Source organism: Kitasatospora sp. NPDC086801 (genome assembly GCF_044745805.1).
Taxonomy (GTDB): Bacteria; Actinomycetota; Actinomycetes; order Streptomycetales; family Streptomycetaceae; genus Kitasatospora.
Window position 1 is genome coordinate 100,673 of sequence record NZ_JBIVAX010000011.1, and the last position, 24,868, is coordinate 125,540.

General features: G+C 70.2%; 25 protein-coding genes. 18 read left to right on the top strand and 7 right to left on the bottom strand.

The features are described from left to right. Positions 1 to 9: 9 nt before the first annotated feature. Positions 10 to 1,104: a radical SAM protein gene (locus ACIPLC_RS15430; RefSeq protein ID WP_400473468.1), complete on the top strand. Its 1,095-nt coding sequence runs from the start codon at positions 10 to 12 to the stop codon at positions 1,102 to 1,104. A gap of 58 nt (positions 1,105 to 1,162) precedes the next feature. Here the strand turns inward: ACIPLC_RS15430 and gltX are convergent, their stop codons facing one another. Further along, entirely contained in the window at positions 1,163 to 2,524 is a 1,362-nt protein-coding gene (gltX, locus tag ACIPLC_RS15435; protein ID WP_400473574.1) for a glutamate--tRNA ligase, read from the bottom strand. Between the two features lie 189 nt (positions 2,525 to 2,713). On the opposite strand from gltX, the gene ACIPLC_RS15440 reads away from it, so the two are divergent. Continuing rightward, on the top strand, positions 2,714 to 3,160 hold the full coding sequence (locus ACIPLC_RS15440) for a GNAT family N-acetyltransferase (RefSeq protein ID WP_400473469.1): 447 nt from the start codon (positions 2,714 to 2,716) through the stop codon (positions 3,158 to 3,160). A gap of 383 nt (positions 3,161 to 3,543) precedes the next feature. Then, on the top strand, positions 3,544 to 4,830 hold the full coding sequence (gene serS, locus ACIPLC_RS15445) for a serine--tRNA ligase (RefSeq protein WP_400473470.1): 1,287 nt from the start codon (positions 3,544 to 3,546) through the stop codon (positions 4,828 to 4,830). A gap of 334 nt (positions 4,831 to 5,164) precedes the next feature. On the opposite strand, the gene ACIPLC_RS15450 is transcribed toward serS, so the two are convergent. After that, complete coding sequence (locus ACIPLC_RS15450; RefSeq protein WP_400473471.1) at positions 5,165 to 5,674, bottom strand: DUF397 domain-containing protein; 510 nt, start codon at positions 5,672 to 5,674, stop codon at positions 5,165 to 5,167. Beyond that, complete coding sequence (locus ACIPLC_RS15455; RefSeq protein ID WP_400473472.1) at positions 5,671 to 6,528, bottom strand: helix-turn-helix domain-containing protein; 858 nt, start codon at positions 6,526 to 6,528, stop codon at positions 5,671 to 5,673. The genes ACIPLC_RS15450 and ACIPLC_RS15455 overlap by 4 nt, the downstream gene beginning before the upstream one ends. Before the next feature lie 436 nt (positions 6,529 to 6,964). Here ACIPLC_RS15455 and ACIPLC_RS15460 point away from each other — a divergent pair, with 436 nt between their 5' ends. The 10 genes from ACIPLC_RS15460 to ACIPLC_RS15505 all read left to right on the top strand — a co-directional run bounded on the left by ACIPLC_RS15460 (position 6,965) and on the right by ACIPLC_RS15505 (position 16,519). Further along, positions 6,965 to 8,185 (top strand): hypothetical protein, encoded by a 1,221-nt coding sequence (locus tag ACIPLC_RS15460; protein ID WP_400473473.1) that lies wholly within the window; start codon positions 6,965 to 6,967, stop codon positions 8,183 to 8,185. A gap of 83 nt (positions 8,186 to 8,268) precedes the next feature. Then, positions 8,269 to 9,183 carry an aminotransferase class IV gene (locus ACIPLC_RS15465; RefSeq protein ID WP_400473474.1) on the top strand — a complete coding sequence of 305 codons (915 nt, stop codon included), beginning with the start codon at positions 8,269 to 8,271 and terminating at the stop codon, positions 9,181 to 9,183. Beyond that, positions 9,180 to 9,851 carry an HAD family hydrolase gene (locus ACIPLC_RS15470; RefSeq protein ID WP_400473475.1) on the top strand — a complete coding sequence of 224 codons (672 nt, stop codon included), beginning with the start codon at positions 9,180 to 9,182 and terminating at the stop codon, positions 9,849 to 9,851. Before ACIPLC_RS15465 ends, ACIPLC_RS15470 begins: the two co-directional genes overlap by 4 nt. 31 nt (positions 9,852 to 9,882) lie before the next feature. Continuing rightward, complete coding sequence (locus tag ACIPLC_RS15475; RefSeq protein WP_400473476.1) at positions 9,883 to 11,064, top strand: glycosyltransferase family 4 protein; 1,182 nt, start codon at positions 9,883 to 9,885, stop codon at positions 11,062 to 11,064. Continuing rightward, positions 11,057 to 12,154, top strand: a complete 1,098-nt coding sequence (locus tag ACIPLC_RS15480; RefSeq protein WP_400473477.1) for a hypothetical protein — start codon at positions 11,057 to 11,059, stop codon at positions 12,152 to 12,154. The genes ACIPLC_RS15475 and ACIPLC_RS15480 overlap by 8 nt, the downstream gene beginning before the upstream one ends. Then, positions 12,151 to 12,954: an inositol monophosphatase family protein gene (locus ACIPLC_RS15485; RefSeq protein ID WP_400473478.1), complete on the top strand. Its 804-nt coding sequence runs from the start codon at positions 12,151 to 12,153 to the stop codon at positions 12,952 to 12,954. The genes ACIPLC_RS15480 and ACIPLC_RS15485 overlap by 4 nt, the downstream gene beginning before the upstream one ends. After that, positions 12,951 to 13,718 (top strand): class I SAM-dependent methyltransferase, encoded by a 768-nt coding sequence (locus tag ACIPLC_RS15490; RefSeq protein ID WP_400473479.1) that lies wholly within the window; start codon positions 12,951 to 12,953, stop codon positions 13,716 to 13,718. Before ACIPLC_RS15485 ends, ACIPLC_RS15490 begins: the two co-directional genes overlap by 4 nt. Beyond that, positions 13,715 to 14,665, top strand: coding sequence for an aminoglycoside phosphotransferase family protein (locus ACIPLC_RS15495; RefSeq protein ID WP_400473480.1), 951 nt, complete (start codon positions 13,715 to 13,717; stop codon positions 14,663 to 14,665). The genes ACIPLC_RS15490 and ACIPLC_RS15495 overlap by 4 nt, the downstream gene beginning before the upstream one ends. After that, complete coding sequence (locus tag ACIPLC_RS15500) at positions 14,662 to 15,213, top strand: NUDIX domain-containing protein (protein WP_400473481.1); 552 nt, start codon at positions 14,662 to 14,664, stop codon at positions 15,211 to 15,213. Before ACIPLC_RS15495 ends, ACIPLC_RS15500 begins: the two co-directional genes overlap by 4 nt. Before the next feature lie 394 nt (positions 15,214 to 15,607). After that, complete coding sequence (locus ACIPLC_RS15505) at positions 15,608 to 16,519, top strand: hypothetical protein (RefSeq protein ID WP_400473482.1); 912 nt, start codon at positions 15,608 to 15,610, stop codon at positions 16,517 to 16,519. A gap of 131 nt (positions 16,520 to 16,650) precedes the next feature. On the opposite strand, the gene ACIPLC_RS15510 is transcribed toward ACIPLC_RS15505, so the two are convergent. From ACIPLC_RS15510 to ACIPLC_RS15525, 4 genes are all read right to left on the bottom strand, one after another. Beyond that, the gene (locus ACIPLC_RS15510; RefSeq protein ID WP_400473483.1) at positions 16,651 to 17,832 is read right to left on the bottom strand and encodes a cytochrome P450; all 1,182 of its coding nucleotides are present in this window, start codon (positions 17,830 to 17,832) and stop codon (positions 16,651 to 16,653) included. 9 nt (positions 17,833 to 17,841) lie between these two features. Beyond that, on the bottom strand, positions 17,842 to 19,089 hold the full coding sequence (locus ACIPLC_RS15515; protein ID WP_400473484.1) for an MAB_1171c family putative transporter: 1,248 nt from the start codon (positions 19,087 to 19,089) through the stop codon (positions 17,842 to 17,844). Positions 19,090 to 19,107: 18 nt separating this feature from the next. Further along, positions 19,108 to 19,596: an ImmA/IrrE family metallo-endopeptidase gene (locus tag ACIPLC_RS15520; protein WP_400473485.1), complete on the bottom strand. Its 489-nt coding sequence runs from the start codon at positions 19,594 to 19,596 to the stop codon at positions 19,108 to 19,110. Between the two features lie 449 nt (positions 19,597 to 20,045). After that, a complete protein-coding gene (locus tag ACIPLC_RS15525) occupies positions 20,046 to 20,465 on the bottom strand; it encodes a hypothetical protein (RefSeq protein ID WP_400473486.1) in 420 nt (139 codons plus the stop codon). A gap of 370 nt (positions 20,466 to 20,835) precedes the next feature. Between ACIPLC_RS15525 and ACIPLC_RS15530 the strand changes: the two genes are divergently transcribed. From ACIPLC_RS15530 to ACIPLC_RS15550, 5 genes are all read left to right on the top strand, one after another. Next, positions 20,836 to 21,174: a hypothetical protein gene (locus ACIPLC_RS15530; protein WP_400473487.1), complete on the top strand. Its 339-nt coding sequence runs from the start codon at positions 20,836 to 20,838 to the stop codon at positions 21,172 to 21,174. 246 nt (positions 21,175 to 21,420) lie between these two features. Next, complete coding sequence (locus ACIPLC_RS15535) at positions 21,421 to 22,782, top strand: winged helix-turn-helix domain-containing protein (protein WP_400473488.1); 1,362 nt, start codon at positions 21,421 to 21,423, stop codon at positions 22,780 to 22,782. Then, positions 22,782 to 23,450, top strand: a complete 669-nt coding sequence (locus tag ACIPLC_RS15540; protein WP_400473489.1) for a DciA family protein — start codon at positions 22,782 to 22,784, stop codon at positions 23,448 to 23,450. Before ACIPLC_RS15535 ends, ACIPLC_RS15540 begins: the two co-directional genes overlap by 1 nt. Positions 23,451 to 23,563: 113 nt before the next feature. Then, positions 23,564 to 24,100, top strand: coding sequence for a WhiB family transcriptional regulator (locus ACIPLC_RS15545; protein ID WP_400473490.1), 537 nt, complete (start codon positions 23,564 to 23,566; stop codon positions 24,098 to 24,100). Between the two features lie 26 nt (positions 24,101 to 24,126). Then, the coding region (locus ACIPLC_RS15550; protein WP_400473491.1) for a DUF2637 domain-containing protein at positions 24,127 to 24,868 on the top strand (742 nt) is incomplete at its 3' end.

The window sequence follows — 24,868 nt, forward strand, 5'->3', positions numbered from 1 at the left end:
ATCGCCACCGTGACCGACACCCTGGTGCACGCCGCCGCACACGCCACCGCGGCCAAGGAACCGTTCCTGTTCCTCTACATCACCGAGAAGTGCCAACTGCGCTGCCAGCACTGCTACATGGGCTCCCGGCTCGATGCCGAGCGACGCATGACCCCCGCCATGGTCGAGGACATCCTCTCCAGCCTCCGCGTCGCCTACGGCCAGTACAAGGTCTACCTGCTCGGCGGCGAGCCGACCACCCACCCCCAGTTCGGCGACATCCTCGACATCTGCAAGGACCAGGGCTACAAGGCCGTCCTGACCTCCAACGGCCTCATCGCCCCGAAGACCTGGCCCCTGCTGAAGGGCCGCCTCGACTCCTTCTCCTTCTCCATGGACGGCGCCCGCCAGGAGACCCACGAGCAGATGCGGGGCGAGAAGACCTGGCGCCCCCTGCTCGCGAGCATGAAGCGCGCCGTCGCCGACGCCTTCCAGACCCGCGCCATCTTCACCGTCACCACCGCGAACCGGGACGACGTGTTCGACGCCATCGACCTCGCCGACTCCATCGGCCTGGAGATGCTCTCCTTCCACTACTTCACCCCCACCGGGCTCGGCCTGGACAAGCCCCACTTCCAGATCCCGCCGGCCGAGTGGGTGCAGCTGTGCGGCCAGATCCGTAAAGCCGCCGCCGGCCGCCGCGTGCGCGTCTTCTACCCGCCCGCGTTCGCCACCGCCGACCAGCTTCCCGCCCTGCGGGCCGCCGGCTACGGCGGCTGCACCGCTCGCAACCTCGAACGCCTCGCGATCTTCCCTGACGGCAGGGTGTACATCTGCTCGGCGTTCTTCGACACCGACCTCCACTACGGCGAGTTCCGCGACGGGGCGATCCACCCCCGCCTCCAGGACGGGATCAGCGAACTCACCCTCGTGAACACCATCTCCGCGAACTGCCGCACCTGCTCACACAGCTCCACCTGCGGAGGAGGCTGCGCGGCGTACGACCACCTGCAGAAGACCCTGACCAGCAGCGACTGCGACCGCACCACCATCCCGGTCTGCCCGCTGTGGTCGATGCCCGCAGAGCCGGAGGGAACCGAGCACCGTCTCGTCGACCTGCGCTGAACAACCAGAAGACGAGCAAGGCCCGCACGCCCACCAGGAGCGTGCGGGCCCTCGGGCATCACGCCAGCTCGGCCAGCGCCTTGTCCAGGCGCGCCATGGTGCGCTCGCGGCCAAGGACCTCCAGCGACTCGAACAGCGGCAGTCCCACCGTCCGCCCGGTTACAGCGACCCGGACCGGCGCCTGGGCCTTGCCCAGCTTCAACCCGAACACCGCGGCCGTCTCCTCCAGAACGGCCTTGAGCGAGGCGGCGTCCCAGCCCGCCCCGGCCAGGCTCTGCCGCGCCTGGCGCAGCAGAGCCGCCGCCCCGTCCTTCATGGCCTTCGCCCACGACGCCTCGTCGCGCACCGGCTCCTCCAGGAACAGGAAGTCGACGTAGGCGGTGATCTCCGACAGCACCGAGATCCGCGTCTGGGCTAGACCGGCCACGGCGGCGAACCGCGCCGGGTCGAACGCTTCCGCACTCCACGGGGCCCGGGGCGCGGACACCCACGGGGCGCACGCCGCCGCGAACTCCTCCACCGGCAGGGCCCGCAGATACTCCCCATTGAACGAGGCCAGCTTCTTCACGTCGAAGAACGCCGACGAGCCGTTCACGTCCTCCACTCGGAACAGCTGCTCCAGCTCGGCGTACGGACGGATCTCGACATCGTCCTTCGGTCCCCACCCCAGCAGCATCAGGTAGTTGACCATGGCCTGCGGCAGGTAGCCCTCGGCCAGGTAGTCCTCCAGCGCCACTTTGTCGCGCCGCTTGGACAGCTTCTGCCGCTTCTCGTTCACGATGACCGGCAGGTGTGCCCACACCGGGGGCTCGGCGCCCAGCGCGCGCCACAGCAGCTGCTGCTTCGGGGTGTTGGACAGGTGCTCCTCGCCGCGGATGACCTGCGTGATTCCCTCGTCGAGGTCGTCGACCACGTTGGCCAGCAGGAAGACCGGGCTGCCGTCGCCCCGGGCGATCACGAAGTCCTCGATCGCCGCGTTGGGGAACTCGGGGTTGCCGCGGATCAGGTCGGCCACCACCGTGACCCCCTCGTCCGGGGTACGGAACCGCAGGGCCCGCCCGGCCTCAAAGCCGAGGCCGCGCTCGCGGCAGAACCCGTCGTAGCCGAGTTGCTGGGAGCCGGTGCGTTCGGTCACCTGCTCGCGCGTGCAGTCGCAGTAGTACGCGAGGCCGGCCTCGTACAACTCGGCGGCGGCTTCGCGGTGACGGGTCACGTTCTCCGACTGGAAGTAGGGGCCTTCGAACGTCGGGTCCGCCTTCGAGATGCCGATGGACGCGAGCGCGCTAATGATCCCTTCGGTCCACTCCTCGCGGTTGCGGGCCGCGTCGGTGTCCTCGATCCGCAGGACGAACTTGCCGCCGCGCTGTCGTGCGGTCGCCCAGTTATAGAGCGCCGAGCGGGCGCCACCGACGTGGAACATGCCGGTAGGGCTCGGAGCGAAGCGGACGCGGACAGGCGCAGGGGCAGCAGTCATGCGAATACGGTAGCCGTGTCGGTCGGTCCGAGTTGCCGTTCACCTTGATCGGTGTTGACCTGATGGTGGGCGAGGGACGGTCCCTGGCTGTCCATAGGCATGTCGCGAGGCCACCCGATCGAAGGACAAGGCGAGGTGGATGTACGGAGAGCGACGGAGGAAGACGCGCTGTCGATAGCCCGCCTTCGCTCGGAGATGGTCAAGGCAGCCCCAACCGGCCGGTGGTTCGAGGAACTCACTGCCTACCTGGCGGATGGACTCGCTCGCGCCGTGGACATGGCGGGTTTCGTCGTCGTCGACGATCCCGCTGGTGACCTCGTCTCCGCCGCACTCGGGAGCATCTACCAGGCGCCACCCGGGCCGACGTACTCCGGCCGAACTGGGTACGTGCACATGGTCCTGACGAAACCGGGCTACCGCCACCAAGGACACGGTAGAGCCGTCACGGTCTGCCTGCTCGCGTGGTTCTGGGGTCAGGGCTGTGGCTTGGTCAACCTCACCGCCAGCGCGGACGGAGAGCGGTTGTACCAATCGCTCGGCTTCAAGGAGAACGCCCGCTCCATGAGGCTCTTCCGGGAGTGAGTAGCTTCGACGGCCGTCCCTCGCCGTGACATCGCTCAGGGTGATCGGCTGAATCTGGAGGGCGATTCTGCGTTGCTCGTGGAACCCGGGCGTTCTATCCTCTTCGGCAACGCGCTGACGGAGACAAGTAGTCGCAGGGCACGCGAGCCGAGAGAGCTGCCGGCAGCTGGGAAGGCAGCCTCGCGCCCTGGGGTGAATCCCCTCCCGAGTGCGGGGAGGAACGGCGGATTGCGGCCCAATGCCCCGCCGGTTCGCTCCCGTTATCGAGCTGTCGAGGCTGGCATCTCCGGGTGCCGGCGAAGGCGTGGTGGCACCGCGAGTTCCCTTCTCGCCCACGCTCCCAAGGGATCACGTCGGACTCCGACTGATCGATGGGACCCGAAATGCTGGACATCACTGTCATCCGCGAGCACCCCCAGCGCGTCGAACGCGCGCTGGCGAGGCGAGCCGTTCACGTCGACCTCGGTGACTTCCTCGCCCTGGACGAGAAGTACCGGCACGGTACGACCGAGGTCGAGACGCTACGCGCCGGGCGCAAGCAGATCTCTCGCGAGATCGCGCGGCTCGACCAGGCGGACCCGGCTGCCGCCGCCAAGCGCGCCGAGGCAACCGAACTCGGTACCCGTCTTGCCGCCCTGGAAGAGCAGCTCACCGCCCTGGCCGGTGAGCGCCAGGCATTCCTCGACCAACTGCCCAACCTGCCCGACGACGACGTGCCGGCCGGAGGCAAGGAACAGAACCAGGTCGTCCGTGAGCACGGCGTCCGGCCGGTCTTCGACTTCGAGCCGTACAACCATGTCGACCTGGCTCGCCGGCTCGGCCTGATCGACTACGAGCGCGGCGTCAAGCTCGGCGGCACCGGCAACTGGGTCTACCGCGGAAACGGCGCTCTGCTCGAATGGGCGCTGCTCAACTTCTTCATCGAGACCCACGTGCAGGACGGCTACGAGCTGATCCTGCCGCCCCACCTGCTGACCTACCAGGCCGGCTACACCGCCGGCCAGTTCCCCAAGTTCGCCGAGGACGTCTTCGCACTCGAAGAGGCCCAAACCGGGCCACAGCGGTTCCTGCTGCCGACCTCGGAGACTGCCCTGGTCAACCTGCACCGAGAGGAGGTCCTGCCGGAGGCCGAACTGCCCCGCAAGTACGTCGCCTACTCGCCCTGCTACCGGCGCGAGGCCGGCAGCTACCGCGCCGCCGGCCGCGGCACCCTTCGCGGCCACCAGTTCAACAAGGTCGAGATGTTCCAGTTCGCACACCCTGACCAGTCCGACACCGCCCACCAGGAACTCCTGGCCAAGGCAGCCGACTTGGTCGAGGCGCTCGGCCTGCACCACCGCATCACCCGCCTCGCCGCCGAGGACACCAGCGCCTCGATGGCCAAGACCTTCGACGTCGAGGTCTGGCTGCCCAGCATCGACGGCTACGTCGAAGTGAGCTCGGTGTCCAACGCCCGGGACTACCAGGCCCGGCGCGGCAACATCCGCTACCGCCCGGCAGCGGGCAAGGCCGCCTACGTGCACACCCTCAACGGCTCCGGCCTGGCCACCAGCCGCCTGGTGCCCGCCCTGCTGGAACAGCACCAGCAGCCGGACGGCACCGTCACGGTACCGGCGGCGCTGCGGCGCTGGCTCGGCCGCGAGTCCTTGGCCCCGGCAACAGCCGGATAGCCGAACCGGACGCCGAAGCTCCACGTCCTGTTCTGCGACACCGGAGAGGATCCTGTCCGGGCCACCGTAGCCGTGGCCCGGATCGTGTGGCTGGCGCCGAGGTGGTGCTGCCAGACCTGACCGACACAGCTGCCTTGCTGGCGACCTTGCGTGTGTTGCTGCCGAACGGGACTGAACTGGAGAGCTGGCCGCATCCATGCAGGTCACCCACGACCCGGTCCCCGAGTTCGTGCCACACGGGTTGCTCGAACCGGTGCGGGCGTACCTGGACGGCAGGCTGCACAACGGCATGTCGTGACACGAGCCCAGGTTCGCCGCTACAGCTGCTGCCTCCTCACCGACGGAACAGCCCGGCTCTGATGCCTGCGAAGAAGTCGGTGATCTCGGGCTGCGCGAAGATCAGGAGGCGCCTGTCCTCGCTGAGGGGGCTGCAGAAGGCGGTGACGGCACGGGGCAGGAAGGCTACGCCGATGCTCTCGCTGCCCCCGAACTGCCATGTGGCCGAGTCGAGGTGAGTGGCCAGCCACTCGGCGGCGAGTTCGTTCTTGCCGGTCGCGGTGACGGGGTTCGAGTCGAGGCCGGGCGGCCTGCGGAACAGGTCGGCGATGACCGCGTCGGCGAACTGCTCGAACGCCGCGTCGGAGAGAACCAGGGGCTGCTGGTCAGGGTTGAGGGAATCGCGTACGGCAGTGATCCCGCGTGGCAGGAGGGCGACCTCGGCGCAGTTCGTACCGCCGGTGCTGGCTGAACGCCACTGGGCCCGGGCAAGGTGCTGGGCCAGCCAGACGGGGTCGGCGTCAGTGCGCGGGACGGTGGGGACGGGCGCGCCGCTGTGCAGGGTCATGCATATTCCTCAGCGAGTTGTTCCAGGAAGGTGAGGGAGTCTTCGGGCGAGAGGGCTTCGTCCATCATGTGCTCGCTGACGGACTTGTACTCGGTGACGACATCGGCCTCGTGGATGTGGAGAGCTGACCGTCTGCCTTCGATGGTGACGCTCGTGCGGCCCGTAGGGAACTCCATCAGCATGAACGGGCCGTCTATCCCTGCGTGCGCGCCGGCGGCGAAGGGGAGCACGAGGATTTTGATGCCGGGGACGGTCCTCGCCAGTTCTGCGAGGTGCCTGGCCTGCTGGCGCGCTCCGGGACGTCCGCCGATCTCCTGCCGGAGCTGGCCCTCGGTAAGGACGGAGGTGATCGTCGGCGGTGGCTGACGGGAGAGGACGCGTTCGCGAAGTTCGGCGCGCATGGTGACGAACCGGTCGATGTCGGCAGGGGTGCTCCAGCCGCGACCGGCCTCGATGATCTCTCGTTCGATGAGGGGGTGCTGGAGGAGGCCGTGCGGGGCGGTCGGGGACCAGAGGAAGGCCGACCTGGCGAGTTCGATGTCGGTGTAGTAGCTGCCGAACGGGTCGTCCGCGTCGCCCGGGAAGCGTTCGTGCCAGTCGTCGCTGTTCGCGCTGACCACCAGTTCCCGCCAGAATTCCTGAGCGGCCGGCTCGGTGACTCCGAGGACGCCGAGGAAGTGGGGGAGCTGCTGGAGAGTGATCTTCTGGTGGCCGGACTCGATCTTGTGGGCGGTGCTTGCCGACCCGTACCCGAGTTGCTTGGCCGATGCCTCCAGCGACCACCCGAGTTCAACGCGACGGTGGCGCACCTCGGCGCCCAGCCTCCGGCGTCGGGGGTTGGGTTCTCCAGGCATCGGCACCTCCCAAGTCAGATCGATCGTAGTGGCTCAACCGAGCAGAGCCCATACAACTTGGCTTGCAGGAAAATTTTTCCTATCGCGAACCCTTGCCAGCGCCCTGACGGCAAGTCATCATCTTGCGTGCGGTCAGTGTCCGGTACGGCACGGACTGCAATGGTCGGTAGTGCGCCTCTTCTTCGGCATGCCCTCGCCCTGGCTGCCGGGTCTCGGCAACTTGCCTGAACCGCAGCTCGGTTGACCACGATGGCTCCAACGCCAGGTATTGCTCCTCCCTCTACGCCGAGGCGCACCTCCGGATCGCGATTCTCGTGATCTTGCCGCGTTCCCCCGCCCCAGCGGCTACGGCACGGTCCTGCCGCGGTGCGGGGACTTGATCACGGAATCGGCTGGGCGCCCTCGCGGCGCGGACATCTACAGCAGGGAGAGCACCATGCACTTCCCGTACGAGGCAGCGGAACTCTCGCCGACCCTGGCGAAGCGGTGGGAGCGGTACGTCAGCCGGCGCGACCGGCCCCGCGACCTGGAAGAGGGCCTGTGGCGGCGCACCCAGGACCCCCGCAACGCTGCGGAATCGGGCTGGACCGGCCCCGACGACGGCCGCCGCCGCATCCTGCACTACCGGTACCGCTACGACACCAAGCGGGCCGGTGGCGGGACGGTGCTCACCGTCCCCGAGCTGTACGTCTTCCACAGCGCCTCCTACCCGGAGGCCGAGCTGGCCCACCATGTCGACCGGGTCCGCAAGGCACTCGCGGACGGCGGCTGGCAGCAGGAGCGGGCGGGGCTGTGGCGGCGCGGGGACTTGGAGTGCACGGTGGTGCCGCACCGGGTTCACCCGCAGGACGAGCTGGCCGGGCGCACGCTCCCGGCCGGGTACGAGAGCCTGGACGTGACGATCACGTCCGCGGGGCACATGCCCGCGCTCCACGACCAGAACATGCCGTGGAAGGTGATGGCAGCCGGCATGCGGATCAAGGAGGAACGGGGCAACCCGACGCTGATCCCGGACTTGTCCATGATCGCGGACTTCCTGCCGTTCCAGGTCGAGGTCGGGTGCGGCATGTCGGTGGAAGCGGGCGTGCCGCCGCTGCACCGGCTGCACGAGGTCTACCGGGTGACGGACATGACCGACCACCGGTTCGTGCTGTCGCCCGGGGAGGACACGTTCCTGCCCGAGATCCTCGGCGCACCGGAGTCGAAGATGCCGGAGCTGACCGAGATGACCCGGGCGTGCCTCCAAGCGGAGCCGACCATCGGTCACCGGACCCTGCGTGGCCTGGCGGACGCCGGGCACCTGGTCGGACCGGTGATCACCAACAACTTCGACGGCCTGATGGCCAGGGCCGGGCTGGACGAGCACTACGTCCGCCGCTACCACGAGCAGATCCCGGACGTCCCCTTCCTCCCGGGAGCGCGGTCGCTGCTGGTGATCGGCAGCCACGCCGACCGCCGCCGGGTGCAGGCCCGGGCCCGCGAGCGCGGCATGAAGGTGTTCTTCCTGGACCGCGAGGGCTTCGAGGAGGGCTCGGTGTTCCGCCCGTACCTGGTCGAGGGCGCGCGGGGCGAGGACTTCATGTGCCGCCGCGAGGCGACCCCCGCGCTGCTCGAACTCGCCGCCCACCTCGACGTCAAGGTGCCGGCCGCGGCCTGACCGCGCTCCCCGCGCGGTGCTGGGTGGCCGACCCGACCGGTCGGCCACCCAGCACCGCCCCCGACCCGGAAGAGAGAAGGACGATGAGCGCCAATATCCCCGAAATGATCTGGCACAACGGGAAGGTGCGGCCCTGGGAGGAAGCCACGATCCACGTCACCAGCGAGACCGCGATGCGGGCGGTGAACGTCTTCGAGGGCCTGCGCGCCTACCGGCAGCCGGACGGCCGCCTCGCCGTCGTGCGGCTGGATGCGCACCTGGAGCGCCTGGAGACCTCCGCCGCCCTGATGAACATCCCCCACCCCGGCCTTGCTGTCGAACTGCGCGACGGGATCCGGCAGTTGCTGGAGGCGCTCGACCCTCAGACCGACGTGTACGTGCGTCCGTCGGTGTACGTCGACACCGGCCGCTACACCGCGGAGCGCACGGAGATGACCACCGGCACGATCGTCACGTGCTATCCGGCACCGGTCCGGCCGGTGGAGCCGATGCGGTGCATCGTCAGCAGACTGCGGCGGATCGGGGACGACGCGCTGCCGACCGCTGCGAAGACCGGCGCCGCCTACTCTGGATTCCGTCTGGCTCGCGTGGAGGCGCTGGAGCGGGGTGCGGACGAGGCGATCCTCCTGAACCAGCACGGCAACGTCGCAGAGACCGGGGGCGCCGCAGTGTTCACCGTGCGGCACGGCCGGATCACCACGCCTCCGCTCACGGACGGCATCCTGCCCAGCATCACCCGTGCCACCGTTCTGGCCCTCGCGGAGCGGCTCGGTATCCCGGCCGTCGAGCAGTCGCTGACCCTCGGTGACCTGCACGGCGCCGACGAGGTCTTCGTCACCGGCACGCTGGACGAGGTCCGCGTCGTCGGCCAGGTGGACGGCCAACACCCCCGCCACGGTGACCACTCGATCGGCAGCGCGCTGCGCGAGGAGTACCTGGCGATGTGCACCGGCACCCGGCCCGCACTCGACAGTTCCTTCCTGACGGTGATCGCATGAGCGTCCGCAAGGCGGTTTTGTTCGACATCGGGATGACCTTCATCCACCCCAGCGGGCAGGTGATGAGCGAGGAACTCACCGCCGCCGGCGCACCCGGCGTCGGCGCCAAGACCGCCGAAGCGGCGCTCGCCACGGCCGCTGAGGCCCACCACCTCGACTTCCCGCAGGGCCTGACCCGGCCGGAGAAGGTCGGCGCGACGTGGGGGCAGCTGCTGGGTGTCGGGGCGGAGACCGGCCGCCGTGCCTGGCAGCGCTGCACCGACCGCACCGACCTGTACCGTGACCTCGACCCGGACGCGGCCGCGGTGCTCGGCGAGATCCGAAGCCGGGGTCTGGCGGTGGCGGCCGTCTCCAACTCGGACGGTACCCTCGTGGAGGAGCTGACCCGCTTCGGCCTGCTCGACTTCTTCGACGTGGTCGTGGACTCCACCATCACCGGAGTCGAGAAGCCGGAGCCCGGGATCTTCGCTGCCGCCCTCGGCCAGCTCGGCTGCGCACCCGCGGACGCGCTGTTCGTGGGGGACGGCCTGATCAACGACATCTTCGGCGCGTTTCGCGCCGGCATCAGCGACACCGTCCTCTACGACCGCCACCGGGTCTACCGGGACCTGCCGGTGCCCGTGATCACCGCCCTGCCCCAGCTCCTGGACCACCTGCCCGCCGCCTGACCAACTCCCCCACTGGAGAAGGAGGTACAGCATGCACGTCGGCCTGGTCAGCACGACCTACCGCCCGCGCCGAGGCGGCATGGAGACCCACGTCACCACCCTTGCCGAACACCTTGCCGGGGCCGGCCACCAGGTGACCGTCCTCACCAACCGCGACTCCCTGGACCAGCCCGCCGCCACTTGGGAGAACGGGGTGCGGGTGCTGCGCGGCGGCGCGCTGCTCCAGCCGCCGGACCCCAACGCGGTGCTGTGGGAGCGGGGCCTGTTCGCCGCCTTGGACGACTTCGCCCCGCTTGCCGACGCGCAGCCGGACGTCGTCCACACCCACACCCAGGCCGCGCTGCTGCTGACGCACATGTCGGGGCTCGCCGAGACGGTGCCCGTCGTCGCGTCGTTCCACGAGACCCGGCCCGAGACAGAGCCCGGCGGCTGGCCCCGCTGCCACTTCGTCGCCAGAACGTGCACGCCCACGCTGGTGCTCGCCGGCAGCCGGGCCTTCGCCCGGCAGGCCGAAGGCTTCGGGTACCCGGCCGAGCGCATCCGAACCGCCCACCTCGGCGTCCCTCACCGGCCGCGCGTCCACGACCGCCGGGCCGCCCGGCACTTCCTCGCTCAGGCCACGGGCGTGCCCAGCGACGGCCTGCTGATCGCCCTCACCGGCCGCTACACCCCGCGCAAGGCCCAGCACCGGCTGCTGGACGCCTACGAGCTGATGGCCACCCGCGCCGAAACGCGGCTGGTTCTGCTCGGCTCCACCAACGGCTCCGATGCCGCCTACCTCCACCACGTTGCCGAACTCGCCGCCCGGTACGGCGACCGGGTCACGCTCCTGACCGACCAGGACGATGAGGTGCGCGACCTGCTCGCCGAGGCCGCCGACCTGGTCACCCAGCCCAGCACCGCCGAAGGGCTGGGGCTCGCCGTCATCGAGTTCATGCAGCACGGCGCCCCGGCGGTCGTCAGCGATATCGACGGCCTCAACGAGGTGGTCACCCCCGACAGCGGCCGGCTCGTCGACACCGCCGACCCCGCCGTCTACGCCGCCGCGCTGGACGAACTCGCCGTCTCCACCACCCTGCGGGCCCACACCGGCCGGGCCGCCACCGACCGCGCCACCCGGTACTTCGGCATCGCCCGCAGCGTCGCCAACACCACCTCCGCCTACATCGAGGCGATCAACGCCGCCTGCCCCGTCGGAGCGGCCCGTGTCTGAGCAACTGCCCACCCTCGGCATCTGGGGCCCCGGCGAGCGCGACAAGAGCGGCGTCGCCGGGTACATCACCCAGTCCCTGCCCCACCTCGCCCGACACTTCACCACCCGCCGGATCGCCGGGCCCGGCTACAACCCGAGCGGCTTCGACCACGTCCTCTACCACCTGGGCAACAACGCCCTCCACCACGGCGCCTTCCGCGCCCTGGCCGCCCGGCCCGGCACGGTCCTGCTCCACGAGTACAACAACCTGGACTACTACTACGAGGCGTGGGACCAGCTGCCCGCCGCCGAGCAGCAAGCTGTCCTGAGCCGGGTCTCCACTGCGGTCGGCACCCACCTGGACGCCCGGGAAGCGATGGAGCGCCACTTCGCCGACCACCTGCACGTCGACCGCTACAGCCTCAACGCCCGCATCGAGGACCTGGCGATCGAAGCGGCCACCCGCGTCCTGGTCCACTCCCCGCTGCTGGCCGAACACCTCGCCGACCGCCACCCGGCCGCCGACATCCGCCACCTGCCCTTCCCCGTCCGCCCGCTCACCCCCGTGGCTGGCACCCGGGCCCGCCACGGCATCCCCGAGCGCGCGTTCGTCTTCGCCACCTTCGGCTTCCTCGGCGCCTACAAACGCATCCCGGTCCTCCTCGACGCCTGGCAGCGCTGGACCGACCGCCCCACGGACGCCCTTCTCCTGCTCGCCGGAGAGGCCCGCGACGGCCTCACCGTCCCCGACGACCCCACCGTCCGCCACACCGGCTACCTCACCGACACGGCGTTCGACGCCCTGCTGCTCGCCGCGGACTGCGGCATCCAGCTGCGCGGCCCCTGGCTGGGCGAGACCTCCGGGCCGGCCAGCGCACTGATCGCCCACCGGCGCCCGACCATCCTCAGTGACGTCCCCGGCATGCACCCCCGCCGGCCCGAGGAGATCCACCTGATCGTCGGCCAGGGCGAAAGTGAGTCCGCCGAGCTGATCGCCGCGATGCGCACCCAGTACCACCGGCCGCGCACCCCCGCTGCCTACGACCCCGCGTTCTCCTGGCCCGCGTGGGGCGAGCACATCGCCGCCGCGCTGACGGGAGCGGCGACGTGACGACCCTGACCGAGCCCGCGTACTGGTCGCGCAGCCTGGTCGCCGCCGTGGACCAGGCCGCCGCCCGGCTGATGAGCACCTGGCCGGGTGCCCACCCGGACGGCCCCGAGGACGTCCGCCGCAAAGCGGACGGCACGCTCGTCTCCGCCGCCGACACCGACGCCGAACAGATCCTCGTCAAGGCGATCACCAGCTTCGACCCCACCGGAGTGATCGTCACCGAGGAGGACCCCGCCACCCACCAGGCTCGCGGGAACCACCGCGCGCTGACCTGGTACATCGACCCGCTCGATGGAACCCGCCAGTACCTCGACGGCTCCACCGACTTCGCCGTCCTCGTCAGCGCCTGGCGCGGCCAGGTGCCCGAGTTCTCCGTCGCCGCCTTCCCCGCCGCGGGCATCCTCGCTCTGGCCGACCGGGACCAGGCGACGTTTCGCCCGCCCATCATCGAACCGACCGACCAGCACCCGGTCTACGCCTGCTACTTCGAACCGGCCGGACTCCGTTCCCTGCTGCCCGCCGGGAACCCGCTGCTCGTCGGCGCCTTCGAGTCCACCCGGGCGCTCACCGAAGTGGCACGGGGCACCGCCGCCGGAGCCGTCGCCGAGATGTGCGGCCACCGGGCCTGGGACATCGCAACCCTCTGCCACCTGATCACCGCCACCGGCCGCCACATCACCGACGAGCACGGCAGACCTGTCCGCCTCGACGGCCCCGACGTCACCGCCCGCTACCTCGTCGCCGCCGACACCCGCGACCTCCACGCCCTCCTGCTGACCGCCCTGGAGCCCACGCCGTGAACGACACCGCCCTCGTGACCGCCCCCGACGACTGGGCCGACCGCTTCTTCGACCCCGGCTTCGAGGAGACCTTCCGCGCCCTCGGCAAGTACGACAGCACCGAAGCCGACCTCGCCGCCCTGTGCGCGAAGGAGTTCATGACCCCCGGCACCCGGGTCCTCGACGTCCCCTGCGGCTTCGGCCGGCACACTGGCCCCCTCACCGCCCGCGGACTCCACGTCACCGGCATCGACGCCTCGCCCCACCAGATCGCCCGCGCCCGCGACCTCCACCCCGGCGCCGACTTCCACCAGGCCGACATGCGCAACCCCCCGCCCGGGGAGTTCGACGTCGTCCTCAACCTGTGGACCTCCTTCGGTTACCTCAACACCCCCGCCGACGACCTCGCCGCTCTCACCGCCTGGGCCACCGCCCTCAAGCCCGGCGGCCACCTCGTCATGGAACTGACCACCCGCGAGCGCGCCGAACACGAGAACCGGCACGGCACGGAACCGATCAGCACCAAATCCGTTACGCAGGGCGGAGTCACCGAGAGCGCCTGGTACGACTGGGAGGCCAAGCTCGCCCACGTCACCTACACCCGGCCCGGCTGGTCCGCGACCTGCCGCACCCGCATGTACTCCCGACCCGAACTCGAAGACGCCCTGCACCAGGCCGGATTCGCCGTCGTCTCCTTCGCCGGGGACTTCAACGGCGGACCCGTCGGGCCCGAGAACCGCACCGTCGTCACCGCCATCACCGCCGTCACCCGGAGCACGTCGTGATCACCCGCCGAGACGCCAGCAGCATCACCGCCGACGCCGAGAACGCTCTCCTCGCCGCCCGCGGACTCACCCCCGCCGACCTGATCGCCGCCGGCACCGAGGCCCGCGTCTACGCCCTCGGCCACGACCAGGTCCTCAAGGTCTACGCCGACCCCGGCCAGCGCCAGGCCCTGGAGACCATCGCCGACCTGTACCAGCACTTCGACCGCAGCAGCGTCCCCTTCGCCCTGCCCGAGATCCGCTCGATCGAGCCGCACGGCCCCCTGCTGGCCGTCACCGAGACCCGCCTGCCCGGCACCCCTATGGGCGAAGCGCTCGACCTCAACGCCCCCGCCACCGAGGCCGTGTACCTCGACGCTGTCCGCGACTTCGGCGGCCTGCGCCTGACCTCCCCGCTCAACCGGCGCATGCTCCTGGACCCCGACCCTGCCGCCCACGCCGATGAGGACTGGAACTCCTTCCTGCTCCGCCTCCTCGCGCGGAAGCTCCCCACAGTGCTGCCCGACCTGCGACTCGACGTCCCCGCCGTCGACAGCATCACCGACCGGCTCACCGACCGCCTCGCCCGCCCCTACACCGGCCCCGAGGGCTGCATCCACGGCGATCTCTACCCCGACAACATCCTCGTCGCCGATGGCAAGGTCTCCGGCATCATCGACCTCGGCACCTTCACCCTGCTCGGCGACCCGCTCTACGACCTCGCCGGGGCCTGCGCCTACTACCGGATGTACGACGAAGACCGCGCCGCCGTCCGCAACCGCCTGCTGACCGCTGCCACCGAAGACCTCCCCGCCGACCGCCGCGACGACCTCGCCGCCTACCTGCACATGATCGCCCTGCTCAGCTGCGACCTCTACCCCGAGCAGAACAAGTACATCCGCGACACCGGCCACTACCAGTGGGCCGCCGACGTCCTCAACACCCCCACCGACTGGAGGAACCGGTGACGTCCTTCCTGCCCGAATCCGACCCGGAACGCGGCAACTGGCTCCCGCCCGAGGAGTTCATCGCCACCCTTCCCCGGGCGACCGCGTACGCCTCGCTGTACGTCACCGACGAACAGGGCCGACCGGTGCTGCTCAACTCCTCCGTGTACAAGCCCGACAAGGGCCAAATCTGGCAGTTCCCGGGCGGCCAGATGGACCCCGGCGAGACCCCGCGCGAAGCTGCGGTCCGCGAGACCCGACAGGAGACCGGCCTCACGTTGACGTGCGGCCGGCTGCTGGCCCTCCACTTCCTCCCGCCCGAACCGACCTGGCCCGCGAACAAGTTCGGCCTGATCTTCGAAGGCGACACGCTCAGCCCCGAACAGCTCGCGTCGATCCACCTCGACCCCGACGAACACAGCGAATGGGACGCCCGCCCAGTCGAGGACTGGACCGACGTTCTCAACCCGCGGAGCATGGACCGCCTTCGCCAGGTCGATGGCGCTGCCCGCTCCGGGACGACGGCCTACATCGAGCACACCCGGAGCAGCTTCATCGACTACATCTGACAATGCGTGAGCAACTTGATGCCCTCGTCCCACGCTTATCCTTCAGGAATGGGTGCGTCTCGGGGACCAGCACGTCTTTGGCGGGGCGTGAGGGCACCTACCTGTGGCAAACGCCCTCACACCCCGCTGCTACTACGCCGAACGGTTTGGTCAGCAAGTCGCATGTTCGCCTGCTGTCGGCAACACCGAGGCTGATCCTGGGCGGTGGTCGGCCGCTTGGTTGTGGCGCGTCGCCGGGCGGTCGAATCGCAGTGTGATCAAGGTCGCTCGGTGTCGGCTTCACTTGCGGCGAGTTCGTGGCTATGGTCCGTCGTCCCCCGGTTGGGATTGGCCCGGCCGAGGAACGAGGAGGCTCTCCCTGCGTATCCACCGCAGCCCGCACCTGTCCCGCTTCGTGGTCGTCCCGAACGCTCTGGCGCAGAACCGCGCGATCTCCTACACGGCCAAGGGGTTGTTCCTCGACCTGATCTCTCGGCCGGAGGAGTGGAAGGAGACCTGTCGGCAGATGGCGGACTCCAGTCCGCAGGGCCGACGGACGGTTGAGGACGCCCTCGACGAGCTTCGGGCGTGGGGGTACTACCGGGTGGACGTGGTGCGCCTGCCGAACGGACGACTTCGCTCCGAGGCCCATCTTTTCGACGTCCCGCAGCGGCAGATGCTGCCGGGTGCCGACATACCGGCGTCCGGTGAGCCGGAGCACGGTGATCGTGGCGTCCTTCTTGGAAAGAACCTGGTGAAAGAACCCCTCCCCGTCGTGACCGAGCCGCAGCCGGCGGAGCCCTGCGGATCGCAGGCCGAGGAGGAGCTGGGAGGGCGGGAGGACGAACCCGACTCCCGAACGACCGCCGACGGCGGACAGGAGGCCGACCAGGACGCCCGGGCGGCGGCTGCGGTCCTCCTTCGGGCGGTCCGGCCCGAGCGCAGACTGCCGCTCGGCGAGGCCGAGGCGGCGGCGCTCGCACCGCTGGTGCGGGCGTGGCTGGACCGGGGTGGCTCGGAGGAGGGACTGCGCGAGGCGCTGCTGGCCGGACTGCCCAGCGTGGTCTACTCGCCGGCCAAGGTGGTGCAGAGCCGTCTCGAGCGCAAGATGCCGCCCGTGCAGCGTCTGAATTCGCCGCCGTCGCGGCGCCGACGCCTCGCCGAGTGCGGGGAGTGCCGGGATCCGCTGCCGGAGCCGGGCCTGTGCCCGGCGTGCGCGGGAATTCGTCGCCAGAGCGCCCCGGACGAGGCGCGGGCACGGACGACGGCCAGGGGGCTGGCCAAGGTCCGGGCTGCGATGGCCACCGGGGCGGGCGAGGCCGCGTAGGGCCCGCTGTCGGGCGCGTGGGCACGTTGACGACCTTGCTGACCTGGGCGGACGCTTGCGGCCACGTGTGGGCCCGGTGTGGCCTGTGTGCGGGGGCGAGGGGGTTTCCCTGCCCCCGCCACAGCTGCCGCCTAGACGTTCACCGGCAGGGCGACGAGGCCGCGGACCAGCCGGGACTGCCGCCAGACGAGCTGGTCGGCCGGGACGGCCAGCCGAAGGCCGGGGGAGTGCTCCAGGAGGACGGCGAGCACGATCTCGACCTCCGCGCTGGCCAGCGGTGCGCCTAGGCAGCGGTGGATTCCGTGGCCGAAGGCGAGGTGGCTGGCGGCGTTCGCGCGGTCGAGGTCGAGCCGGTCGGGGTCGGGGAACTTCGTCGGGTCGCGGTTGGCCGCGCCCGGGCAGACGAAGACCGGGCTGCCGCTGGGCACCTTGGTCCCGGTGAGTTCCACCTCCCCGGGTGCCCACCGCCACGTGGCGATGCTGACCGGGGAGTCGTACCGCAGCAACTCGTCGACGGCGTCGGCGATGCAGTGCGGGCTGGTGCGCAGGTGTGCCAGCTCGGTGGGGTGCTGGAGCAGGGCCAGCACGGAGTTGCCGATCGCCGCAGTGGTGGTCTCGTGGCCGGCGACCAGCAGCAGTACGGCGAGCGAGAGCAACTCGTCCTCGCTCAGCCGGTCTTCGTCCTGGTCGTGGACCGCGATCAGGTCGGAGAGCAGTGAGCGGTCCGGGTGGGCGCGCTTGGCCTCGATCAGCTCGGCCATGTAGCCGGCCAGGGCATGGGAGGCCCCGTCGATGCGGGCGTGGTCACCGGTGGCGAACAGGTCGGTCGACCAGGAGCGGATCGACGCCCTGTCGGTCGTCGGCACGCCGAGGAACTGGCAGATGACGGTGACCGGCAGCGGGCCGGCCAGCTCCTCGACGAGGTCGACCTCGGTGCCGGGCTCCCAGTTCCCGACCAACTGGTCGGCGAGGGCGCGGATGTAGGGGCGCAGTCCGTCGATCCGGGCCGGGGTGAACGCCTTCGTCACCAGCCGGCGCAGCCGGGTGTGCTCGGGCGGGTCGACGGTGAGCATGGTGCGGGCGATGGCCGGGTGGAGCGACCGGCCGGACGGCTTGTCCGCGAAGTAGGCGCCGGTGTCCTTGGACAGCGGGGCGGTGAACGCCTGCCGGGCCTCGTCGTAGCCGGTGACGACGGTCGCGGTGGAGGCTCCGCCGTCCAACGACGCCTGCAGGACCGGGCTGGACTTCCGCAGGGCGGTGTAGGTGGGGTAGCGGTCGGCGTAGAACGCCGGGTCGGCGAAGGGGGAGGCCATGGTCGATCCCTATGCCGCGATGGGGGCCGCTTGCCGCTGGACGGCTACGGCGGTGCGGACGATGTCGTTGTTCGCGTACTGCTGGGAGACCAAGCGTAGCCAGAGCGCTTCGGCGCGGAGGTCTCCCTCGCGGGCGGACTCCCCGGTCGCCTGCGGAGCAGGGTCGTCCTGGATCCGAGCACCAGTGCGGGCGGCCTCGATCGCTGCGGCGACGACGGCTGCCTCGACGACGGCGGCGCCGGTCTCGGTGCCGCCTTGCCCTCGGCGCTCGACGGCTTCGGTGGCCAGGCGTTCGATGGCGCGGGACCGGTGGTCGTCCAGGGCGAGGATTCCGTCGCAGACCTCCACCACACGGCGGTGCAGGACGACGTCCGGGTCGGTCTCGATGACGACAGCGCGCAGGACGATCTTCGGGCGGACGGTGGTCAGGTCCGTCCAGAGCGGCAGGAGCTCCTGGGCGGTCTTGCGCTCCCACCGACGGCGCAGCAGCTTCGCGGCCGGCCACAGAAGGGCCGGGACCGTGAGGCCGGCGGTGATCAGCAGCACGCCGATCAACGGAGCGGTGAAGGAGAAAGCGCAGCGGTACGGCGTGACGAGCGATGTGCAGCGGAGGCCGCCGGGGAAGAGTTCGACCCCGGCGATGGAAGCGCCGGCGTTGACGACCTTGTACGCCAGGTAGAGCAGGACGAAGAAGCAGCCGATCGCCGCTCCGCGAAGCCCGGCCCGGTGGACTCGCCAGGGCGATTGGCTGCTGCGGCGCCAGGTCTGGGTGAGGCAGTCGTAGGTGGCGTGACCCATGACCAGCACGTAGGCGAGGGTGTAGACGTGCAGGAGGACGGGCGCCTGGCCCCAGTGGGTGTTCGTGAACTCACTGCTCCAACGGCGGTCGGCGGGGACCGCGAAGAAGGAGACCGCCATCACGGCGACCGCCACGCCGAGGAAGGCGAGTCGGGGCCGGAGCCGTCTGCGGGCCTCGGTCTTCTCGTGGTTGAGGAACATGAGCCATGCGACGACGCTGACGCTCGCGACGAGCATCAGCACGTTGCTGACCAGCTTCGCGAAGTCGCGGGTGACGCCGTCTGCCGCGTCCTGGACGCTGGGGTGGAATCCCACGATGGCGATGGCCCAGGCCAGCAGCATGGTGATCGTGCTGCCGGAATGAGCCGGCCTTGCCTGGCCGTTTCGGCGCGGGCGAATCCAGAACAGGGCGGCTGCCAGGAGCAGGGCAGGAAGCCCGAGCGTAATGACGCGGATCATGGGTGGTGGTTCTTTCGGTCAGGTGAACATCGCGTTCCACCGCTCGTCGGCGGCGGTGGGGCGTTGTGCGGGCATCACGGTCGCGCGATACATCCGCTGGATGAGGAGGGTTGCCATCAGCTCGGCCTCCTGCTCGTCCTGCGACTCGTAGGACGTGCGGGCGGAAATTCCGAGGATCGACCAGTCGGTCATGTCGGCAATTTCCTCGTCCGACGGAATATCGGCAAGCCTGATCGAGCCCGGGTGGCCGCAGAGGATGTGGCCGAGTTCATGGGCGATGATCTGGATTCGGTGAAGCGGTGAAGCGGTTATCTCGTAGGAGATGACCTCGCGGTCCGAATATCTCTCTCGGAGGCCGCAGGCAAAGTCCCCCTTCATGTCGCGCGGTTCGACATGTATGGGGCGGCCTATCAGCGTGGAGACTGCCTTGACCAGCTCTTCCTCGGTGAAGCGGTGAGGCAGAAGCGGGAGGAGTTCACTGAGGCGGTCCTCGCAGGCCGCATACACAATCTCCCTCCTGAAGTGATCTTGAGGCCCGGCCCGTGTTAGTGGCGACGGGCCCGCTCTGTGGTCATGACGGAACGATCGTATGCATATCCGCGAAGATCGTTTTTGCAGACGGTCTTCAAGCGGGGAAGGGGGGTCGCCTGGGCGCCCGGCCTTTTGTTTCAGGCCGTGACGGAACGTGCCGATGCGCATGGTGCAACCGGTCGGGGCGTGCGAGGTTTCGGGGCTGATGGATGTGACGGGGAGTTAGTTCATCACCGAAAGTGATTCCACGTGCCCACGTCAAATCGGCCCAGTGATCTGCATCTCAGTTCCGTTGATCCGGACATCTCGCCCGCATTCCGGGATGTGGCCCAAGAAAGCGGGAATGCGCACAGACTCGGAGGTCGAGTCTATGCGCATAGATAAGGTTGAAAAATAAAGAGCCCCACTTGGGGCCGAGGACGGGCTCAGGATGCCCCGGGCTCCTCGGCCAGCCCCTGGGACCTGCGCGCCACGGTGATCATGTCGAGGACGAGCTTGCGGTTGTCCGGGTTCAGGTCCTTGCTGCGCAGGGCGATCGACTCGATGCCGGCGTCCCGCATGGCGTTGTGGAGGTCGCGGTCGACCAGGACCTCGTCCAGCGGCTTGTCGGTCACCCAGATGTCCGGCGGCACGTCGAAGAACCCCGCGACCGCGACCAGAGTGTTGATCTTGGGGTTGTCGTTCACCCCGGCCTTCATCTGCTTCAAGGTGCTCTCGCTGACGCGGGTGCCGGCGGCGACCTCCGGGATCGAGTACGGCCCTCGCCCCTGGGGGTGGCGGTTCTCCAGTAGGTAGTTGAAGGTCGCGGCGATCCGCGCCACGCCCTCTCTCGCGGCCTCGGTCATCGGTGCTCCTCCGTGTCAGATCGTCCCACACGGACACTTTAGTGCCCGATGGTGCTCGGATGCACATCCCGATCGACAGTTAACTATCCCCATGGTCGACTTTTTGGTGTACGTTGATCGCACCCGACGGACAGTTAACTGTCGATTGCCTGGTCAGGGGGTGTGTTCGGCCCCTGCGTCACGCGAACGGCGGAAGGGGGAACGGGCAGCAAATCGCTGCACGGGCCGCGTCCACGGGCCGTCCTCGGCGGGCGTCCGGGAGATTCCAGCTCCTGGAAGCCACCCGCCGAGGGCGCGGATCACGTCCGAAGCAGCCGGCCAGCCTGTTCCACCACGCGGCCGATCTGCTCCACCTGCCCAGGAGTCTCCCATGCCCACCTACACGGGTACCGCCGGGTCGCCGTCGCGACCGGACAGCACCGAGATCGCCATCGCCTCGACCTCCTTCGTCGAGATCCTCGCCAGCCTCCTCGACCCGGGCGCCGCCGTCGTGCGCCTGGACACCGGATCGGCCGGGTACCCCTGCACCGCCGGCGTATTCGACGCCCAGGGCCAGGCCGTGCCCCAGCCTCTCGCCTACCGGCAGGCCGCAGCCCGCTGGATCGTCCAGCACTTCCCCGGCCTCGACCCCCGGAACGCCCACGAGCTGGACCTCACCACCGGATGCCTGACCGCCGTGGCAGCCGACGCCACCCCGATGGCGGCCTGACCCGGCAACACCCCGAAGGCCCGACAGCCGCGACCACGAGGCACCACCTCTGCGACGTCGGGTGACCAGCCCTGCCCCGCTCCACGGGGCGAGGCCGTGCTGTCGCGCCCGAGCGCGGCCCCTCCCTCCCGACCGGTGACGCGCCGTCGAAGCCCTTCCGCCGCGCACCGAGTTCACCGCACCCGCTGCCGCACCCCGACAGCCCCCAGGGTGCCGGCCGCCGTGCCCAGCGAAACCAGGACTCCCGTGCCCAGTGCCCCCCTGCCCGCCTGCGCCCCCGAAGCGCAGAACCCGGGGACGGCGACAGGCGACTCCGCCCTGCTCGTCCCCGACCCCGCCCAGTGGATATCCACCACCACCGGCCGGATCGCGCCGGACACCTACACCTGGCTGCAAGCCGTCCACTGGGTGCGCGACAGCCAGGCCCACACCCCGGCCCGCACCCACGGCCCCCGCTTCGGCAGCACCACGATCCGCATCGCCGAGCTGCTCGCCCAGCTCACCCCCTGCAGACCGGGCGTCGACTACCTCGTCCGGATCCTCCAGGTGTCCGAGCGCACCGTGCAGTACCACCTGTCGATCCTCCGGGAGTCCGGACTGCTCACCTATACCGTCAAGGGCACCCGAATACGCCAGGCCGCCGCCAGGGCAAGCGAGTTCGTCCGCACCATCCCCGCGAAGTTCGACGAGACCATCGGGCTGCGGACCGCCACGTCCCAGACGTTCATCCGCACTGTCGTCGGTGTCGTCTCCTACGAGAGCCGCCTTACCCTCGCGCAGCTCGGCAAGAAGGCCGCGCGAACCGTGCGCCGCACCAAGCGTCGAGGCACCAGGAAGGCCGGCATCAACTCCTCTGCGAAGTCCTCCCGTTGCACCCCAATGGGGGCAGGTGCTGTTACGTCTTCTCCTGTAGCACCTACCAACAATCCCTCTGAGGGCGACCTCGGGAACGGGAAAGACCAGCAGGATCCACCGGGAAAGCGGACCCGCCGGAAGCTGAACGCGGTCGGTCGGCGCCACCAGCTGGCTCTCGAACTCGTCCGGCAGGTTCCGTGGCTCAGCGGCAGCCCGGTGGCCCGGATCGCCTGGGCCGTTCGCCACCTCGCGGACGCCGGGTGGACCGCCCACGAGGTCATCGCCGTCCTGGCCCAGCGGTCGCCCGCCCGCCGAGTCCACCGCCCGGTCGGCTTCCTGACCGCCCGCCTCGTCGGAGCCGAGCTGCTCTACGACACCTCGGCCAAGCGCAGCGCGATCGTCGCCTGGTGGCGCGACAGCCCGCAGGCGGCCAAGGAGCGCCACGCCGAATGGCAGGGCACCTGGCAGGCCCCGCGCAGCACCGCGGTCCAGCGCCTGTTCCGGGACGCCTGGACGAGAGCGACCCGTCGCGAGCCGCTGGTGGCCCTCGACGAGGAGCCGACCAGCGACGAGCACCGCGAAGCCCGCACCACCGCGTGGCGCCAGTACCTCACCGGAAGACCCGAACTCGTCACCTCCGCCCTGGCCCTGGCCGGCCGGGACCAGACCGAGCAGATCTACGGGCGCGACCTCGTCGAGCGCGTCCTGCGCCTTCGCACCACCAGCAGCCACCTGAGAGCAGGAATCGCCTGATGAGCCACAACGAGAACACCGGCATCGACCTCGCCCGCCTCGCCCTGCGCCGGGCCCGCGCCGACGCGAGCAAGCGCCCAGCCGGCGCGGCCAAAGCCCCGACCGCCGGGCGCTCCGCCGGCCCCCGGCGGGGCGGACTCGACCCCGTGGGGCTGGGAACGGCCCTGTCCGACCTGGTGACCCAGCACGCCTGGCAGGAGCCGCTGGCCGGCGGCGAACTGCTCGACCTCTGGCCGGCAGCCGTCGGCGACCTCGCCGCCCACGTCGCCGCCGTCAGCTTCGACCACCAGAACGGCCAGCTCGAGGTCCGCGCCGACTCCCCGGCCTACGCGACCCACGTGAGGGCCCTCGCCCCGGTACTCATCGCGAAGATCAACCAGGCGCACGGAGAAACGATCCTGCGCAGCATTCGCGTGCTGCGCGGGTACGGCACCCAGCCCGCCGAACGACCCCGCCGGTCTGCCGGGTACGGCGAAGGCGCCGCCCAAGCCCCCAAGATCAAGACCCGCGAGGACGCCTCGCCCGGCTACCTGCGTGCTCTCGCTCAGCTGCAGGCCAGCCGCCCGAGCGCACCGGCCGACTCGAGGACGAGCCCGGCCGTCGACCGGCGGATCAGAACACTGGCCAGAGAGACAGTCTCCCGTCTCTCCGGCCCGCGACCCCGCTAGCCACCGAACGGCCGGCACCAGCGCGACCAACCCACCCCGACCCTGGCCGCGCTGACGCCGACGCCCCGCACTTCCGCGCCTTCGGCAGCGGACCCACCCGGAGAACCACCCCCGTGTCCAGCACCATCACCTCGATCACCAGCCGCCGACGCGACTACACCTGGGTACGCCAGGCCGCCTGCGCCGGCAGTCCCCAGCCGGACCTCTTCTATCCCTCGGCCGGCGAGACCGCGAAACACCAAGCCGCCAAGGCTCTGTGCGGCGGCTGCCCCGTCAGCGACGAATGCCTCACCGAGGCCCTGGAGACCAACGACCGCCACGGCATCCGCGCCGGCCTCGATCAGAACGAGCGACTCGCCCTGCACAAGCTGAACACCAACGGCCGATGGGAAGAGGACCGCGTCGTTGCCGCACTTCACGGCCGCCCCGTCTCCCTCTCCCGAGCCGAGCGCGACAGCGTCGGCGTCGTTGCCGCCATCCTCGGCCTCGACCCGCGGATCTGGGCGCCCGTACTCGACATCGGCCGCACCAGGGCGCTCACCCGACTGCGCGAAGCCCGCGCGCAGCTGGAGAAGCAGCCTTTCCTGCTGCGCCGCGAGCAGCGCATCGCCGCCCAGTTCAACCCGGAGCCGGCGGCGGTGGCGGCATGAACGAGCTTGGCGGTACGCCGAATCGCATGTCCGGCTGGGACAAGGCCGCGATCGGCGTGATGGGCGCGGTCGGCGGCACCCTGAGCTACGACGCGTTGCAGCAGATGGCCGTCGCCATGCACGTGCGCCCCGAGCTCTCCTACCTCTTCCCGCTGGCAATCGATGGGTTCATCGCCTACGGCGTACGGGCGTTGGTCGTCCTGAAGGAGGCGCCGTGGCGCGCCCGCGCCTACACCTGGTCGGTGTTCGGCAGCGCTACGGCCACCAGCGTCTGGGCCAACTGGACCCACGCTGTCCGGCTCAACCAGCAGATCCCGCCCGACCAGGGGCTCCACCTGACCAACACGGCCGTCGGCGCGCTCAGCACCATCGCCCCGCTCGTACTCGGCGGCGCCACCCACCTCTACATCGTCATGTCGCGCCATGCCACCCCTACTGCGGCGCACAGCGAACCGGACGACGCTGAGGTCTCGGAGGAGGAGACGCTCACGGCTCGAACGGAGCGGAGCGACTCGGCCACACCGAACACCGTCCGCTCCTGGTGGCGAACCCGCTTCCGCCGTAGCCGGCCGGACAGCCCGGAGCTCGACGCCGACCAGACCCTCACCGAGCAGCCACGCCTACGGCTGGTCGGCGGAGAGCAAGCGGGTCCGTCCGGTCCGGTGCCCTCGGCGGGTCCGTCCGGTCCGGTGCCCTCGGCGGGTCCGTCCGGTCCGGTGCCCTCGGCGGGTCCGTCCGGTCCGGTGCCCTCGGCGGGTCCGTCCGGGC

What these genes read in the sequence shown, in the direction of transcription:
- ACIPLC_RS15530 (WP_400473487.1), top strand. Translation starts at nt 20,836, where the DNA reads ATGCCCACCTACACGGGTACCGCCGGGTCGCCGTCGCGACCGGACAGC.
- ACIPLC_RS15510 (WP_400473483.1), bottom strand. Translation starts at nt 17,832, where the DNA reads ATGGCCTCCCCCTTCGCCGACCCGGCGTTCTACGCCGACCGCTACCCC.
- ACIPLC_RS15455 (WP_400473472.1), bottom strand. Translation starts at nt 6,528, where the DNA reads ATGCCTGGAGAACCCAACCCCCGACGCCGGAGGCTGGGCGCCGAGGTG.
- ACIPLC_RS15470 (WP_400473475.1), top strand. Translation starts at nt 9,180, where the DNA reads ATGAGCGTCCGCAAGGCGGTTTTGTTCGACATCGGGATGACCTTCATC.
- ACIPLC_RS15450 (WP_400473471.1), bottom strand. Translation starts at nt 5,674, where the DNA reads ATGACCCTGCACAGCGGCGCGCCCGTCCCCACCGTCCCGCGCACTGAC.
- ACIPLC_RS15540 (WP_400473489.1), top strand. Translation starts at nt 22,782, where the DNA reads ATGAGCCACAACGAGAACACCGGCATCGACCTCGCCCGCCTCGCCCTG.
- ACIPLC_RS15460 (WP_400473473.1), top strand. Translation starts at nt 6,965, where the DNA reads ATGCACTTCCCGTACGAGGCAGCGGAACTCTCGCCGACCCTGGCGAAG.
- ACIPLC_RS15525 (WP_400473486.1), bottom strand. Translation starts at nt 20,465, where the DNA reads ATGACCGAGGCCGCGAGAGAGGGCGTGGCGCGGATCGCCGCGACCTTC.
- gltX (WP_400473574.1), bottom strand. Translation starts at nt 2,524, where the DNA reads ATGTTCCACGTCGGTGGCGCCCGCTCGGCGCTCTATAACTGGGCGACC.
- ACIPLC_RS15465 (WP_400473474.1), top strand. Translation starts at nt 8,269, where the DNA reads ATGAGCGCCAATATCCCCGAAATGATCTGGCACAACGGGAAGGTGCGG.
- serS (WP_400473470.1), top strand. Translation starts at nt 3,544, where the DNA reads ATGCTGGACATCACTGTCATCCGCGAGCACCCCCAGCGCGTCGAACGC.
- ACIPLC_RS15515 (WP_400473484.1), bottom strand. Translation starts at nt 19,089, where the DNA reads ATGATCCGCGTCATTACGCTCGGGCTTCCTGCCCTGCTCCTGGCAGCC.
- ACIPLC_RS15475 (WP_400473476.1), top strand. Translation starts at nt 9,883, where the DNA reads ATGCACGTCGGCCTGGTCAGCACGACCTACCGCCCGCGCCGAGGCGGC.